The organism is Metabacillus dongyingensis, assembly GCF_019933155.2.
In the GTDB taxonomy this organism is placed as follows: domain Bacteria; phylum Bacillota; class Bacilli; order Bacillales; family Bacillaceae; genus Bacillus_P; species Bacillus_P dongyingensis.
In genome coordinates, this window is sequence record NZ_CP082944.1 from 4696592 (window position 1) to 4713032 (window position 16441).

At 38.8% G+C, this 16441-nt stretch carries 12 protein-coding genes; 1 reads left to right on the plus strand and 11 read right to left on the minus strand.

Annotation, left to right across the window (positions count from 1 at the left end):
• Positions 1–393 precede the first annotated feature (393 nt).
• From K8L98_RS23250 to K8L98_RS23265, 4 genes are all read right to left on the minus strand, one after another.
• Positions 394–2283, minus strand: a complete 1890-nt coding sequence (locus K8L98_RS23250) for a cell wall-binding repeat-containing protein (protein WP_223438497.1) — start codon at positions 2281–2283, stop codon at positions 394–396.
• Between the two features lie 107 nt (positions 2284–2390).
• Positions 2391–3173 carry an SGNH/GDSL hydrolase family protein gene (locus K8L98_RS23255; RefSeq protein WP_223438501.1) on the minus strand — a complete coding sequence of 261 codons (783 nt, stop codon included), beginning with the start codon at positions 3171–3173 and terminating at the stop codon, positions 2391–2393.
• Positions 3174–3322: 149 nt separating this feature from the next.
• Complete coding sequence (locus K8L98_RS23260; protein WP_223438504.1) at positions 3323–4648, minus strand: cell wall-binding repeat-containing protein; 1326 nt, start codon at positions 4646–4648, stop codon at positions 3323–3325.
• 142 nt (positions 4649–4790) lie between these two features.
• Complete coding sequence (locus K8L98_RS23265) at positions 4791–9140, minus strand: leucine-rich repeat domain-containing protein (protein ID WP_223438506.1); 4350 nt, start codon at positions 9138–9140, stop codon at positions 4791–4793.
• 234 nt (positions 9141–9374) lie between these two features.
• Here K8L98_RS23265 and tagU point away from each other — a divergent pair, with 234 nt between their 5' ends.
• Positions 9375–10322: a polyisoprenyl-teichoic acid--peptidoglycan teichoic acid transferase TagU gene (gene tagU, locus K8L98_RS23270; protein ID WP_223438508.1), complete on the plus strand. Its 948-nt coding sequence runs from the start codon at positions 9375–9377 to the stop codon at positions 10320–10322.
• Between the two features lie 98 nt (positions 10323–10420).
• On the opposite strand, the gene K8L98_RS23275 is transcribed toward tagU, so the two are convergent.
• The 7 genes from K8L98_RS23275 to K8L98_RS23305 form a co-directional block, all read right to left on the minus strand.
• Positions 10421–12223, minus strand: coding sequence for a cyclin family protein (locus tag K8L98_RS23275; protein ID WP_223438510.1), 1803 nt, complete (start codon positions 12221–12223; stop codon positions 10421–10423).
• Positions 12224–12366: 143 nt separating this feature from the next.
• On the minus strand, positions 12367–13161 hold the full coding sequence (locus tag K8L98_RS23280; protein WP_223438512.1) for a metallophosphoesterase: 795 nt from the start codon (positions 13159–13161) through the stop codon (positions 12367–12369).
• Positions 13162–13261: 100 nt separating this feature from the next.
• The gene (locus tag K8L98_RS23285) at positions 13262–13777 is read right to left on the minus strand and encodes a competence protein ComK (RefSeq protein WP_223438514.1); all 516 of its coding nucleotides are present in this window, start codon (positions 13775–13777) and stop codon (positions 13262–13264) included.
• 170 nt (positions 13778–13947) lie between these two features.
• Positions 13948–14400, minus strand: coding sequence for a hypothetical protein (locus K8L98_RS23290; RefSeq protein ID WP_223438515.1), 453 nt, complete (start codon positions 14398–14400; stop codon positions 13948–13950).
• Between the two features lie 116 nt (positions 14401–14516).
• Complete coding sequence (locus tag K8L98_RS23295) at positions 14517–14786, minus strand: excalibur calcium-binding domain-containing protein (RefSeq protein WP_223438516.1); 270 nt, start codon at positions 14784–14786, stop codon at positions 14517–14519.
• Between the two features lie 332 nt (positions 14787–15118).
• A complete protein-coding gene (locus K8L98_RS23300) occupies positions 15119–15952 on the minus strand; it encodes an amidohydrolase family protein (RefSeq protein ID WP_223438517.1) in 834 nt (277 codons plus the stop codon).
• Between the two features lie 51 nt (positions 15953–16003).
• On the minus strand, positions 16004–16435 hold the full coding sequence (locus K8L98_RS23305; protein WP_223438518.1) for an RbsD/FucU family protein: 432 nt from the start codon (positions 16433–16435) through the stop codon (positions 16004–16006).
• Positions 16436–16441 lie beyond the last annotated feature (6 nt).

The window sequence follows — 16441 nt, forward strand, 5'->3', positions numbered from 1 at the left end:
ATATAGAAATTATTTACTCTTTCATTTTATTTGTAAAATATTGAATAGTCAAACATTTACGAAAACTTTTATTCACTAGTGTGCTAAGGACAAATTCCGACAAAAACCAGGACCTTAAGATGCTCGTTATACATTGATGCATCAGTGTTTTAAAGTGAAAAACAGATAAAAAATGATGACAGCTCTGCGTCTAAACAAAGATTATAAATATCCATTGATTTGTATATTGGAATAGATTTTGAAGGGAGGGGCAAAAGTCCTGATGCCGTTCGACTTTTCTCAGGCATTTTTCAACACTTTTCCCGGGGAATTATTTTTATTTTACTAAATTCTTTATAAAATGCAGAAAGACTGTCAGATGAGGACCTGACAGTCTATGTCTAGCAGCAGAGTTTAATTTTTTAATAGGCTGATCATTTCTTTTTCGATGTCAGCATTTACTGCTCCCTGTCCGCCAAGAATAGTAGCCGATTGATACTTGTCGATTAAAGTTTTTGATGATGTATCATTTACAAGCAGAACAGATGCATTATTCTTTGAGGCGAGAACCGCTCCCGAAAGTGCATCCGGGAATTGATCTCCTCTTGCTGTGAAGATCTCGTTTTGCCCCAGTTTTAATTGCTGGGCAACTTGTATGCTTGTTTCATATCGATTTTTACCGCTGATTCTTATTGCATTTTTGCTTTTCAGCTCATTAAATACTTTAGCTGAAATGGCATTTTCCCCTCCGATTACGACTGTCTTAGATATTGTTGTTAATGACTTTTTAATCTTTTCAGGGATCGTGTCCACTTCGCTGAGCAGAATTGGGTAGCCTTTTTTAGATGCATAAGCCGCAACAGATATAGCATCAGGGAAATTTCTTCCTGTGGCAACAATTGCTGTAGTGGAAGGCAGACTTTCTGCTATTTTAGCTGAAGTTTCAAATCGATTAGATCCTGAAATACGGGTAACTGATAAGCCTAATCCCCGAAGTTCGCCTTCTACCTCTAATGGTATTGCACCATTTCCGCCAAGAATAATAACCTTTTTGGCTCCTAATCTTGTGATTTCTTGTTTAGCCGGAAGATTGTTCTTTGATTGAATGGTTTTTGATTTGCCGTCTATTAACAGAAGAGGTGCATGATATTTTGCAGCTAAAGGCGTTCCTGATAAAGCATCGGGAAAATCTCTTCCTGTCGCAAGAACCACTGTATCTGACTGCTTCCAGCCCTCTTTAGAGATTTCTGCAGCTGTATGATAGCGGCTCGCGCCTTCCAATCTCGTTAAAATACGTTTTAAATAACTGGATGCTACATATCCTTTAGTTTGTGAATCTTTCACCTGAACTGGATACCAGACGAAATGGTTGGATGAACCGGCACTGCTGTCATAAACAAATTCCCCAGTGGGTTTTACAACAATCCCTTTTCCTGCTTTAACTACAGGAGAAGACCCAGTTGCGCCCTGACGAATTTTTGGATCTGCGGCATCTTCATTAAACGTGATAAGAGTATCGTTTTTATTAAAAAGATGCTTTGTTTCTGTCATTTGAGCATTTAGTTTAAAATCTGTTTTATTGAAAGTAATATTTTCACTAGTTTTACAAGTATAAGTGAAGTCTGCAGGCTTCATATCAATTAAGGCAATCTTAGTATTGATATCCTGTATCCCTTTGCCTTCATCAGTCTTAATCAGTTCAAATAGTTCTTCTTGATAAGCTCCAGAATTTCTTTCCCCATTCCCTTCACATATTGCGAGAGGACTGTTCTCAGGCTTGATTCCGTTGTACCGCAAGGCAGAGAAATACCATCTTTCAAGATATGATGCAGCTGGATCGTCCTTTTGCACGAGAGGTGCAGATTGATTGGAGCCGACAGGTACAGTCAGGTAGTCTTTTAATCTCTTAACCCCTGAGTAGATATTAAAAATCGCATTCTTTTTCAAATTTTCTTCATCTGCTGCAGGGTATACCGTTATCTGCATGATGCCTATACCGCCATCGCCAGATAGAATAGGTTCTCCGTTTTTAAATTGCTGCCAGTCAATGCTTTCTTTAGTCGCAACAGCTTTTACAATTTCCGCAGGAACTTCAAGCTCCAAGGCAGCATTCGTCAAAAGACAATTTCCTGTTTGATAAGGAATGAACTTCCCGTATTCTGTTTGCGGATTATACTTGCACTTCTGACTGACTTTTTGCTGCACGCTATTAAAATCAGGCGTGCTGGCCTGAGACAGTGACGGGAGCAGAAAAACGAAAACAACTGACATAAACATGAAAAGGGTGATTTTTTTTAAATACACGTACATTGCCTCCAAAATTTAGATTCTAGTAAAATCTTAACATAATCCAACAGGTTTTGTATTAGTTTCCAAAATTAGATAAAAAAATAGATCCCTTTTTATAGGATCTATTCCGTGGTTTTCACAAAGTAGTTTGTTAAGTATTCTGCCCAGATCTTGTTTCCTTCCTCATTTGGTGCTGCTTGATCTTCATTCAGCAGATTTTTTATTTTTTCGTCTTTCTGATCTGGCCAGTTATCCCAATGATTAAGGTATGTCAGCCCTTTTTCTTTTACAAGCTCTTTTAAAGCAGCCACTTCTTTTGGATAAAAGGTTGCATTGAAGATTGGATGAGATGGCTGAATATAGATGAATGTCTTGGGGTTCTTTTCTTTAAAGCCAGAGATAATTCCATTAAAATTCTGCAAAGTATTTGTCAGACCAACATTTCCATTATCGTTTAAGGAAAATGGTTCAAATAATAGGATATCCGGCTGAAGTTTATTGACTTCTTCACCATGATTTTCATTGATAAATGTTCTGGTTGTTCCCTCAGGATATGATAAAACTTGAAGAGTGAACATTTCCTCCCCATATGCTTTCTGTAGATTCGTTTGCAATAATGCCGGCCAGCCTGTGCTCTGTACAGAAGTGCTCTCTGAACCAACTGCCACGATTTTTAATGGTTTGCCGTTTTCTTTTGCAAGCTTCATTTTTTCTTTTATCGGCGCCGGCAGATTAGCAGCTTTGGCCATCCACTCTGGCTGTTCTTCTTTTGCTGCTGGTTCTTCTGATTTAGAATCTATCTGCTGTTCTTGAGCTGAGCTTATTTTCTGCTTCCAATGATAGTTGCCTAGTACAAGTGCGCATACCGTTAAGATTATGACACACATTGTAATTACTTTACTCATGTCAAAGTTCCTCCAAAATCTACAAAGTTCTACATTCTATCATAGTTATCTATATAAGAACCTGCAAGAGAATTAAAGGGAAATTATTATTAATTTATCAATATTTTACTATTCTTTCTATAATAAAAAGCAGTGAGAGTGCTCACTGCTTAATTAATCACACTTTTCACGCCTAAGTAACGCGGTTCAAAGTATACGTTATCCATGGTGGATATCGTTACACCTTTTGAAGAACTGGCATGGATAAACTCATTATTCCCGATAAATATTCCTACATGCGAAGGGCCTGCTTTATACGTTTCAAAGAATACGAGGTCGCCTTTTTCCGGAACGGCTACTACTGTAGCTTCATTCCATTGATCAACCGTAGTTCTCGGAAGATCCACTCCATGCTTGTCAAAAACATATTGTGTATACCCGCTGCAGTCAAATCCTGATGTTGTTGCGCCTCCGTATTTGTAAGGCACGCCTTGCAGGGATTTTGCCGTTTCAATAAGCTTGTCTACTGGAAAATAAATCGAGGTAAGCACACTGTTGCTGATTGCACTCGATCCGCCGATCACGGTGACGGTCTGTACATTTTTAGTATCGATTAATTTGCCAATTTCAGCTGGAAGGGTTGATTGATTTGTAAGAAGCATTGGAATGTTTTGCTTTGCTGCATAGATAGAACCTGTTAATGCATCAGCATACGTATTACCAGACACAAGTAAGGCACGCGACGCAGAGAAGCTTGCAAACTTAGCTGCTACCTTTGCTGATGTGTCATAGCGGTTCGCTCCTGCAATACGTTCAGGGTACGGCAGCTGGGAAGCTGTGCCCGATGCAATAACGCCTGTTCCGCCGATTACATATGATTTAGTAAAACCATTTACATAGTTTTTCACTGACGTTGGAACGCCTGTCTTCTTAACCAGCAGGATGGGTGAGCCCTGCCTCGCAGCAACCGCAGATACTGAAAGACTGTCTGGGAAATTGCTTCCGTTTGTAATAAAGGCTGTTGTAGATGCAGCTCCCAATGATTTTAATTTCTTTGCAATGGCTACAGATGTATCGTAGCGATCGAGGCCCGATATACGGGTTACAGTAAGGCCCATATTTTTCAGTTTGCCGGCTACTGCTGCAGAGACTGCACTTTCACCACCAAGTATGTATGCATTTTTAGCATTTAATCTTGTAATTTCAATAGTAATTGCTGCAGGCATTGCGTCTTTTCCCGTTAGAAGGATTGGCGCATTAAGCTTATAAGCAAGCGGTCCTCCTGCTAAAGCATCAGGGTAGTTGTTTCCGACTGCAATAACGACATTGGATGTGCCGTTTGGAAAGGTCTTATTTGAAACTGCTACTGACGTTTTATAACGATCCTGACCATAGATTCTGCTTGTTGTCCCTGCTTCTGCCTCTTTAGGCTGAGAGATCAAAAGAATCATCAAAAGACTGAGACAGCTCAACATTGTAATAGTTATTCGCTTCATACCATTCTCCTATGATGTTTTTACCCTTTCCTATTATATAACAGTTTAATAGTCAGACAGTTTACAAGTATATTACAAATTGCTGCCTCATTCGATGATAGACAACAAAAAGACAGCGTTTCCGCTGTCTTTTGCTTCCTATTTACACCTTTTTTCGACGAGCTGCATACAAGGCAGCACCTGCCATCATAAGGATTGCTCCAAAAAAGACTGACTGATACATCGTTGTAGCTGTCTTTGGAAGTTCATTCTCCCTAATGCCAGAAGCAGGTTTTGCTTTCTCGGGCAAAATTGGCTGATTCCCGCTTTCGTTTTCCGGCTGCTCTTCTTTATCCGGAGCTTCTTCTCCAGACTCCGGTGTCTCTCCTGTCACAGGCTTATCATTACCTAAAACAAACCGCAGCGGATTTTTCATATAGTCTTGATCTAATTCAATTTCAAATTCATATTCGTACTCGACGCCTTCACTGTAAACAAAGAGGCTGTAGGCACCGGCTTTCAGATTGAATTCCCCATCAGCTGCCTGAAAGTCATCAATCAGCTTGCCATTTTCATCAGAGTAGCCATCATATACAATGTCTTCATTGTTTTCATCAAGTCCAGCTAGCATAAACTCAGCTTCGTCAACTGGCCGGTCAGCTTCATTTATCAGATATAGCTCAGCCTGCTTCATCCCTTCTTCGTCTTCAGGAAGAGTCGTTACTTCCATCGATGCAAAATTTCCAAACTCTTCATTTTCCCCATAAACTTCAATGAGATATGTCGTACCAGGCTCTAAATCTTTTAACTCGTATGATGTTTTTGATGCAGGCAGAGGCTCTTCTTCTCCTGTATACACTCCGTCAACGATTACTGTATAAGAACCTTCTGTTCCTTCAAACATTTTATCCCATGAGAAAGCAATGGTATGCTGAGTCACATCATTAATATGGATCTCAGGATAGTTCGTACTATCTATCTGGACTGTGACGCCTCTCTCTCTCAATTCCTGAACGACCAGATCAGCATCTGATCCGGAGGACAGATCAAGCGTATTGATTCCGTAGAGGGAGACCAGGCTCAAGGCTTCAAGATCCAACAGCTCATCAATATTTGTTAAGTCTGTTCTCTCCAATGTGACAGTTTCCAGTGACTCAAATCTTTCTAATCCAGTTAAATCTTTGAGAGGATTTTTGGACATTTCTAAGATTAGGAGCCCTTCTAAACCTTCATCTCCTAAATGCTCGATCTGATTTTCGTTCAGTACTAAGCCTTCTAATTCATTTAAATTAGATAGAACGGAGATGTCGCGGATCTTATTATGTGAAAGATCAAGATAATTAAGCTGTTCCATACCCTTTAAAAATGAAAGATCTTTAAGCTGATTACTTCTAATCGAGAGGGAATCCAGGCTTTCTATATCTGCAATCTTTTCATAGCTTTTCAGCTTCGTGTTTTCGATATGCAAGTCTGCTAGTGATGACAGACCGCTTAGCGGAGATAAATCCAGTTCTGACTCATTGTTTATAAGATACACAAACATTAAATTTGACGCATATTCCAAGCCTGTCAAATCTTTAATATCCATATCTGCAAGGAATAAATCCTGAAGACGCTCCATATCGCTCGCGCGGACATCACGGATTAATCCAAGCTGTTCTTTTATGACATCTCTTAAAGCACTGTCTTTGAATTTTACAACAGGACCTGTTGGAGCCGACTCTGTTGTTTCAGTGGTTTCTGCGCTGGCAACCAGTTCACCATCCGAATCATAAGCTTGTACCTCAATATCATAAGATGTCTCAGGCTCAAGACCTCTGATCCAATAACTGTACTCATAGCCGTCTACTTTATCTGCTATTACTACACCATTGACTAGTACTTTGTAATGATCCAGTTCTTCTTCCCCAAAGTAATCCCAAGAGATTTCAAGTGAGTCTTCCGTTGATCTTGAAGCATAAATCCAAAACTCTTCTTCCTCATACTCATACTCAACATAGACACCTTTATCCCTGAGCTGTGTGATGACTTCCAAACCCTCTGATCCATCTGTTAAATCAAGCGTTTCTATTTCCATTAAGAAAACCATAACCAAATGATCAAGCGCAAGCAATGGCTGTATGCTCTCTATCGATGTTAACGAAAGATCCAGGTATTGCAGATCTTTTAGAGCAGTAAGCTCTTCAATTCCTGTAAGGGATTCATTTTCGCTCAGACTGAGTTCAGTTAATCCTTTTAATCTTTCAATCCCGTTAAGTGAGGATAGGTCATTGCCTCCTATATAAAGAGAACTTAATTGCTCAAGCGCAGGCATTTCAGAAAGATCTTCCAGCTCATTATAAGCAAGACCAAGTGTCTCCAGCTCTTTCAATGAAGCAAGGATAGAGAGATCTTTAATACCTGTATCAGAAAGGTCTAAATACTGCAGGTTCGGCCATTTCTTTATCGATGAAAAATCCTGCAGACGGTTTCCGTCCAAAAGAAGGAACGTCATTCCTGTCAGGCTTTCAATAGGTTTTAGGTTTTTAAGATCATTCCCTGATAAGCCAAGCATTTTCAGATTTTTAGCTGTTTCCAAGCCAGATAAATCACGAATCTCAGCACCCGTCAGGTCAAGCTCTGTCAGATGCTCCATATCGCTTTCTACGATGTCCCTTTTAAAGCCAAAGTACTCTTTCATCGCTTTTTTAAGGTTAGCATCTGCAAAAATCACTTTTTCTCCAGACGGCGTTTTTAAAGTAGAGAACATACCGTTTGTAAAACCAATCAGCTTTCCTTCCTTATTAAAAGCTTTTACGGAGAAAGAATACTGAGTATCCGGATTCAAGCCTGATGCTTCATAACGGTATGATTTTTTGCTTGTTTCTATTTTTTCTTTTTTCTCATTGAGCATCAATTCATATGAAGCAATCCGCCCCTCGCCTTCATAATCCCATTCAAGAACTGCGTTTGTATCTCCGGGCTTAACTTGATTAATATACATATTCAAGCTGTCATCATAGACAAATTCCACAGAGTCTTTATAGAGGCCGGTCTCATCAAGAATATCGATGTAGCCAGATCCATAAATAATGACCTTTTGAAGAGATGGAAGGTTAGCCAGCACCTTAATACTCTTAACCTCTGTATAAGACAGGTTGATTTCCTCCAGCTGATGAAATGACTCTAAAACAGACACATCTTTCACGCCTGTCCAGCTTAAATCCAAAAGCTTTAAATTCGTCAGCTTCTGAATGTGTTTAAGGTCCTTGAAGCTTGTATCTGCAAGCAGCAGACTGTGTAAGTTTGTTAAAGAATTAAGCGGTGAAAAATCAGTTGCACCAGACATTGATAAATCCAGGTACTCGAGCTTGGTAAATGATTTTAACGCTCCAATACTTTTCAATCTGTTTCCTGCAAGTTCTAAATGCTGCAAATTCACTGCATATTCAAGTCCGGACAAATCCTTGATTTCATATGGAGAAGCATTTAAATAAGTCAGCTTTTCTAAATCACTTTCCGTGACATCTCTTTGAATTCGAAGCTGCTCCTGTACGGCAAGCTTTAGGTTTTTGTCCTTAAACTCAATCGTTATACCTTTAGCTGCATCCTTCGTTTTTCCTTTAACTGCTGCTTCGCTGATCATCTTTCCATCTTTATCGAATGCGGCCGCTTTCACTTCATAAACAGTAGCTGCCTTCAAATCAGTGAAGATATTTTCTGTTTCTTTTGTTTTCTCTAACATTAATTTCCCGTCTAAATACACATCATAAGTAACTGCGCCGTCTAAAAACCAGCTTGCTTCAAACGATGAATCATTTACTTGGTAAAAGAACACCGTGTAGTTTGGTTTTTGCGCCTCTTCTGTTTTAGCACTTGTTTCTTTTGTATCGAGAAGCTTGTCTCCCGCTATCACTTTCATTGTGAATGCGTAGGTTGTGTCAGGCGCTAAATCTTTAGAGACGTATTCACCTGCCTCACTGAAGCTCTGAACAAATTTCCCGTCCTGAAACAATTGATATTCCACTGTTTCAGTTACATTGTATTTTGGCCAGGACACGATAATAGATGTGCCTTCAGCTCTTGTATTTAAGATAAATTTATCATCGACAACAATTGGTTCACCTGGGTTAACAGGAGTTCCGCTGTCATCATTGCCTTTTTTGTACACAACAGTAATCGCCTCTGTCTGAACGGATTCATCCCCGGCAAGCTTTACAAGATATGTATACGTTTCTTTTTCTTTTACATCTTCATCAATGTATTCGTATGTTCTCGCAGTTGAACCATCTCTATTTTTAAGTTCATCTACAAGCTTGGCTTCAATCCCATTCTCCTGATCATTTTTCTTCAGGATAAATGTTTCAGGTTCAACGGACACCGATGTTACTGTCCACAATAACTGAATCCCTTTCCCTGTGTTTTTATACGAATGAAACCCAATAAGTGTCCCTGCTTCAGCTGCTGCCGTATAGGGCAATGCCATTGTAACAAGCAAAGATAAAATCATGAAAATCGACAGCATTCTTTTCATAGTAATTTTGTAATCCCCCTAGTTTCTTATAAACATATAAACCTATTATAGTTATGAAAAAATCACTTGTATATTTGATTCTATAGACAAAAATCTACAAATTCATGAAACTTTTCTCTCATGAACAACGTCTCATAGTAAGATATCTCTTATTTTTACAAAAAAAGTATTGTTTCCATGATTCGGTAAAAATATAATGTGTATAGGTTATTAATTCAATTAAAGGATGGTACTATGAGAGAGAACCGAAACAAAAAGCGCAAATGGCTTTGGATTGTGCTCAGCATCATTGGATTGCTCGTGCTGGGTACAGGAGGCTATGCCTTTTATTTGTATAAAACTGCATCAGATACTGTTGCAAAAATTCAAGAGGATATTGGAAGGGATGTATCCGAAAAACGTCCAGAAGCTGTGGCATTTAAAGATAAAGACCCTATTTCTGTCCTTCTATTAGGTGTTGATGAAAGAAAAGGAGACCGCGGACGCTCTGATTCATTAATTCTATTAACAGTCAATCCGAATAAAAAATCCATGAACATGGTCAGCATTCCTCGTGATACACGAACGGAAATCATCGGAAAAGGCAAAGAAGATAAAATCAACCATGCATATGCTTTCGGCGGCACTGAAATGGCCATTAATACCGTTGAGAACTTCCTTGACGTGCCTGTTGATTATTTTGTGAAGGTCAATATGGAAAGCTTTAAAGATATTGTAGATGCAGTCGGCGGTGTAGAAGTTAATAATACGCTTGAATTTACTCAAGACGGCAAAACATTTAACAAAGGATCCATTTCATTAGATGGTGAAAGTGCTTTGAGTTATACAAGAATGCGCTATGAAGACCCGCGCGGTGATTTTGGACGCCAAGATCGTCAGCGTCAAATCATTCAGGCAGTTATCGCAAAAGGTGCAAACATTTCTTCCTTAACAAAGTTCGGGGAAATGTTTAAAGTCGTCGAGAATAACGTGAAGACAAATCTAGATATGAACGAAATGTGGAGCATTCAGGAAAACTACAAAGATGCACGCAATTCTATGGAGCAATTTCAGATAAAAGGAAAAGGCGATATGATCGGCGGAGTTTATTATTATATCGTGCCTGAAGAGGAACGAACCGGATTATCCAATCAGCTGAAAGAGCATTTGGAGCTTGAACCTAGTACGGCATCTACTAATTAATAGAAAGAGCGGATTTCATATGAAATCCGCTCTTTTTTCTGCAAAAAGGATGATAGAAAAACGACATAGATTTATCTATCCTCACCTTTACAAAATAATCAGCTGTTGTTCTTCACCCATTCAATCAGATTAGGATGCTTCGACCAAATATATTCATTCTCATAAACATATTGAACGGCTTCATTTTGATCTCCAATTCCAAAGGAATCAGGAGGAGCAGGAAGACTTTTCTTGACTGTCAGATAATCAAAAACAAATGGATTAATCTCTTTCGCCTTATTGACAAGCTGCTTTAAATTAGAAGTGACTCCATTTAGAGCAAACTCAAGTAAAACTCGGTTGTAAGCTCCTGATGCCATATGACTTTCATCATACTTCTCCATCAATTTTTCAGCCTGCTTGTACATTCCTAAATCCATATACATGGCAAAGAGTGTGTAGCGCACTCCCTGGTTATCATTTTCATCGAGGTCAAGCAATTCCTCACATTGTTTAATGGCTATTTCTAAGTTACCCGCTGCAGCTTCAAGCACTGCATAATTAAATTTCGCCCGCATATAAGGTCTAGTTTCAGTGAGACCCCAGAACATCCCTTTGTTCTGTTTAAAATAGTCCTTGCCAAGATCTGTTTCTCCAGCTTCCATTCCCTTTTTGAAGAATTGCAGCTGTTTCTTGAGATCCTGCTCGGCCTCCCCCAGAATACTGTAGGCATCAGGGTGATAAGGATAAATTTTTATCGCTTCTTCGGCAAGCTTTAATCTCATCGCCGGATCACTTTTCATGGCCTGAAAAATCAATTTCTGTGCTTGATCCCGAGCAGAAGCATGATGTGATGATGGTTGCTTCTCTTTTTCTTGTTGAAGATCCTGCAAGTCCTGCTCCATCTCACCTTTTAACTCCCGATACAGCTTAGAAAGGGAGCTTGTGCTTACTCCGTACATATCAGCAAGTGCCTTCTGAGTCAGTCCCATCTTATGAATGTGTTTTTCGATGAAATAATGCATAGCGGCTGCATAAATTTCATGTTTCTTAATAGATGGATTCAACCGGTGGAAATAAGAGTGCATAAGCTGTACTGCAAGCCCCCTTGTTTCTTCAAGTAATTCAATGTCCTCAAAATAATCTCCTGCAGTCAATTTTTCTTCTAATAAACGAACTGGGAGCTCATAGTTCATATTATCCCAAATAAGCTCTTTTTCTGACTCAGCTTTCATCTCTTCAGGCTCTGTCAGCATGGAAATAATCATCTCTGGGTAGTTATCTTCCATAAATGCTTTCGGATCGATGAACTCACTTTCCTTAAATAAATCTAAAGTCAGCTTTTTATTGTGTGCTGTTTGATTTTTCTCAAACTCAAGCTGCATTAAATAATAAGAGTGGTACTCCCCGTATGGCAGCAGATAGCCAAGCAGCAGACCTCCCTCTTCAAATGACGATGCTCCCTGTACCACTTTTACTTTCTTTTCTTCATTTGAAAAAATGTCTCTTACATTAAACCACTCGTCATCAATGATGCTTTCAATGACAGAAAACGAAGGTGCAGCTTCTGTCCATTGTTTAAGCTGAGACAGTGTAGATGGTCTTATTTCTTCTTTCTGCTTCTTATGAACAAAGGCTTCAATCACCCGTCCGGGAACAAATGAGGCAGAAAAGACAGCCCATACTAATAGAGCACCGTACACATTTTGATGCTTATCGCGATCAAGCTTACCCATTTTTTCTTTAACTGCTTCATCCATATGCCTCGAAAAATTTGCAGAAGCAAATTCCATCAATTCAATCTGCAGCTTCTCAAGATCCTCATGGCGGATAGCCTCAAGCGAAGTTTCTTTCTTCATACAGCATTTCTTATATTTTTTCCCGCTGCCGCAATGGCACGGGTCGTTGCGTCCGATATCCATTTGTTAACTCCTTTTATTCCTAATTCCCTTGTCTATTGTGCCAGTAAATCGAGCAGAATTCAATGTACGCAAGAAATCACGCAAAATTAAAACCATTTCAATATGAAAAACCGCAGAAATAAGTTCTGCGGTTTTGTACGATTTTAATTTGAATTGTTTTTCTCGCCATTTAAAGAAAGAACCGTCACCTCACTCCTCACCCCAAACCGATAATTCCAGTGCGCCTGTCCAATTCCTTTTGAAATATAAAGATAAGACCCATCAATCTTATGGAAGCCTTGGTAAATTCCTCGCTTCGCAAGCTCTCCCTTTGAGATAAAGGTAAAGAAGAACGGAACATTGAATTGCTTTCCATGCAAGTGGCCGGAAAGCATTAAATCAAATGGCTCTGCAACTTCAGCTATATCATTGGGATCATGACATAGAACAACACTCGGCTTATCCCCTTTTACTTTTGAAAATGCTTTAGTCAATCCGAGCTCATCTTCTCTATAAAAATCCAATCCTATCAATGTAAAGTCTGGCAGTTCAATCGATTCATTTACAAGAACCTTTACTTGGTTTTCTTCGAGCCATGGCCGCAGCCGCAAACTCAGCTGAAAAGTCCGATAGTCGTGATTGCCAAATACCGCATACACTTCAATCCCATATTCATTGAAAACATCTAAATAAGGTTTAATGCGCGGAATATGCTTTTCTCTTGCGGTAAAATCACCGGTGATAAACACATAATCAGGTTTTTCCTTTTGAAGCAATTCTTTCATTTTTTCAGGGTGAATCCGATTTCTTTCAATATGAAGATCTGATAACTGCAGGATCTTTTTATTAATTCCAAGCGGAACATCAATATGTTCAACTTTCAGCCATTGTGTCGGCAATATAAATAACAAATAGAACAGCCCCGTACATCCGATAAGACCAATCAATAATTCAGCCATGATATACCCCATTTTTTTCTATTTGTTCTATTTTACTAAAGACACGAAGGATTTAGTATAAAAAGCAGCCAAATTCTCAAAGGAACTTGGCTGCTTTCTGTTAATAAACTTCATACCCCTCATATGACTCAGCTATACAGGAAGATAGTTCCCACATCTCTTCTTGACGGTCCAAATAAGTCAGTACGAGCTGCTGAGCATGTCCCGATTTCATTAAAAAACTTTCGACGCTTCCCTGGATTTCAATTTCTTCTCTATTTCTGCATTCAATGAATGTTCTATTGTTCTTCCCAAAAGCCTGTTTCACATGATGATAGGAAACCCAAATACACTCTTCACTGTCTGGAGATAAAGTCGGAAGCATACATATCCTGTAGCCCGGTGAAATACATACCGGGAGCATTTTTTTGCCCGGCAAAATAAGCTTCGCTGCATCAATCATCCCCTGATAAGAGGCTCCGGCATGAACACAGCTGAGGTTAATAATTTCCCTGGGTGACATCTTTACAATCAGCTTTCTGTACAGCTCATGTACAACAGACCACAACTCCCCATTTTCCGTGTACATCGGTTTCACAACCATTGTTTCTCTCCATACTCCATAACTTTCTTTCATCAGCATTCTCTCCACCTCAATCTTCTGTTTTTTATCATGAAAAATTTTCCACAACATTATTTTACAGAAAGATTCAGTGAAAGACTCAAAAACTAGGAAAATTTTACTATAAATCAATAATACATTTACACTAGATTAAAACAAACAAAGAGACCTCCATTCTAGAGGCCTCACTCATATAGCCACACAATCTTCCAATCTCCCTTTTCCTTCACTGCATATACATCCTGCATTACATCGAACGTTCCAAACTTACTTTTAAAAGTCTGCCTGACTTTGATGAGGCGCGCCTCATTAAATACCGGTGCGCCTTTTGCCATCCTCCACCTGCGAACTTTTTTCTCCTTTAAAATTTCAAAAGAAAACGTTGTAACCCCGTAATGGCTCATATAGATATGAGACCGCTCTGTCACATAAGCATTCTTTGTAAAACGATCCTGCATCAATGGGTGAAACAGATCCCAGGCACCGCCAAAGTTTCCAGTCTGTTCAGCAGTATAAAAGAGCTGCACAGCCTTTTTTGGAGAGGATGGCGTGAATAGATGAAACAGCCCGATAAGCAGGAGAATGGCAGCACCGATCATTACGATCGGAATAAGAGGGAAAGGTTTACGTCTTCGCATGATTATCACCCTTTTAAGCATGTCTAAGACAGTGTATGAGGGAGTTTTAAGGTTAATACGAAAAGGTTTGTTAAATAAAAAAGACCTTTCGAAATGAAAGGTCCCACTAACTCTTTTTATTTCTCACAAGCAATCAAATCTTTATCACGATCACTCTTTGTGTTGGCATTATAAAGGTCTTTTGAAACAAAAGGCTTATACTTTGTTTTACCGCCTTTATTTTTCACTTTAGATGACTGCGCCACGCCACCTTTGTAATCTTTGTTCAACTCTGTGCAATTTTTATACGTTTTCGCTTTTGCTTTTGCCTCTGCTGTATCTGTTGAAGTAAAAGAAAAACCAAAAACTAGTGCTAAAGAAAGCCCAATAGTAAAAATTTTCTTCATATGTAGTTAATTCCTCTCACAATCTATTTTTTTCTTATCTTAATGGATAAATTTAGATTTTACAAGGCAATGTTGCACTCAAAATTAAATTTTCAAATGTGAAGGAAACCAATAATCAAGAGATTGTCATAATGTACTAAAAAAGATGACTGGGTTCATATGAAATCCAGTCATCTTTTTTAGTACTATTTTCTATTAAACTAACCTAATGCCTTTCGAAATGAAAGGCCCCACTAACTCTTTTTATTTCTCACAGGCAATCAAATCTTAATCACGATCACTCTTTGCGTTGGCATTATAAAGGTCTTTTTTTTTATTTTATCTATCTGATTTTAAATGGAATAAAACTTTCCGCAATTTCCCCCAAGTACGTGCGGCTCATATTTAGAGGCATACTGATTTACATAATTTACTGCAATATCTATTGTAGCAGCATAATCTTCACTAAGAGTGCATACAGGCCAATCAGATCCAACCATTACCCTTTCAGGCCCAAAGGCATCAAACACAACATCTAAATATACTTTGAAATCTTTCTCTTTCCATTCGTTCCAATCAGCTTCTGTCACTAGTCCTGATATCTTCACATAAGTATTATCCCTTTCCGCGAGTCTTTGGATATCTTCTTTCCAAGGCATGATCACTTTATGTTTAATATCTGGCTTTCCTATATGGTTCAGGACAAATTTCTGATCAGGAAACTTTTTAACTAGTTCAACTGCATAAGGTATATGTCTGGGATAAATAAGAAGATCAAAAGGCAATCCATAATCCCCTAACAGTTTTATGCCCTTTTGGAACTGCTCTTTAAGCATATACTGATCCTCAAACTCATCTTGCAGGATATGCCTTACGCCTTTAAACAGAGGATTTGCTGTAAATTCATCCAGCTGTTGCTTAAGTTCATTTGAACAAAGGTCTACCCAGCCAACAACGCCTTTTATAAAGCTGTACTTGTTCGAAAGACCAAGCAGCCACCTTGTTTCCTCTAGGCATTGCCTGGCTTGTACCGCAATCGATCCATCAAAACCAATCTTATTCAATAAAGGCTCAAGCTCATTTGGTAAAAAGTCCCGTTTTAGCAAAGACATTTCCTCGTTAATCCAAGGATATTCTTCTTTTGTATACATCCAGAAATGCTGATGTGAATCAATTTTCATCCCCATAATGTTTTCTTCTCCTTTTCAAAAGAACATTTGAAAACACTCAAGACTCATTTACGTTTTTATAACACCTTTCTTTAAGATAATATTCGCATAAGGTACTTTTTCACCAGTTGCTATAATAGCAAAAGCTCTCTGGGCCCTATCATAAAAAGCAAAGCGATCAATCCACTCAAATTGGATATCTCTTTCTTCCCGGTTATTAATAATCTTGCTGTATTCGTCCCATAACTTAGATTCGGCCAGATCTCCTGGCTCCTCTTTCATTAAAGTAACAGGCTTATCAACATATGTATCTAAGGGAAAGAGGTATAATAGTGCATCTAATAAATCAGGAATAGTATGTCCGTCCGCTCTATTTAGTTTTTGAGCATGGCTTGCTGCAGGAAAGTTTCTGTCTGCAAGCACAATTTCATCACCATGCCCCATTTCACAGATGGCTTTGAGTATATCTGGCGATAGAATCTCAGGAATATTCTTAAGCATAAGATT

Bases quoted from the DNA above. Each gene is read 5' to 3' on its own strand.
- K8L98_RS23255 (WP_223438501.1), bottom strand. From the start codon at position 3,173: ATGAGTAAAGTAATTACAATGTGTGTCATAATCTTAACGGTATGCGCA.
- K8L98_RS23260 (WP_223438504.1), bottom strand. From the start codon at position 4,648: ATGAAGCGAATAACTATTACAATGTTGAGCTGTCTCAGTCTTTTGATG.
- K8L98_RS23265 (WP_223438506.1), bottom strand. From the start codon at position 9,140: ATGAAAAGAATGCTGTCGATTTTCATGATTTTATCTTTGCTTGTTACA.
- tagU (WP_223438508.1), top strand. From the start codon at position 9,375: ATGAGAGAGAACCGAAACAAAAAGCGCAAATGGCTTTGGATTGTGCTC.
- K8L98_RS23275 (WP_223438510.1), bottom strand. From the start codon at position 12,223: ATGGATATCGGACGCAACGACCCGTGCCATTGCGGCAGCGGGAAAAAA.
- K8L98_RS23280 (WP_223438512.1), bottom strand. From the start codon at position 13,161: ATGGCTGAATTATTGATTGGTCTTATCGGATGTACGGGGCTGTTCTAT.
- K8L98_RS23285 (WP_223438514.1), bottom strand. From the start codon at position 13,777: ATGAAAGAAAGTTATGGAGTATGGAGAGAAACAATGGTTGTGAAACCG.
- K8L98_RS23290 (WP_223438515.1), bottom strand. From the start codon at position 14,400: ATGCGAAGACGTAAACCTTTCCCTCTTATTCCGATCGTAATGATCGGT.
- K8L98_RS23295 (WP_223438516.1), bottom strand. From the start codon at position 14,786: ATGAAGAAAATTTTTACTATTGGGCTTTCTTTAGCACTAGTTTTTGGT.
- K8L98_RS23300 (WP_223438517.1), bottom strand. From the start codon at position 15,952: ATGGGGATGAAAATTGATTCACATCAGCATTTCTGGATGTATACAAAA.
- K8L98_RS23305 (WP_223438518.1), bottom strand. From the start codon at position 16,435: ATGCTTAAGAATATTCCTGAGATTCTATCGCCAGATATACTCAAAGCC.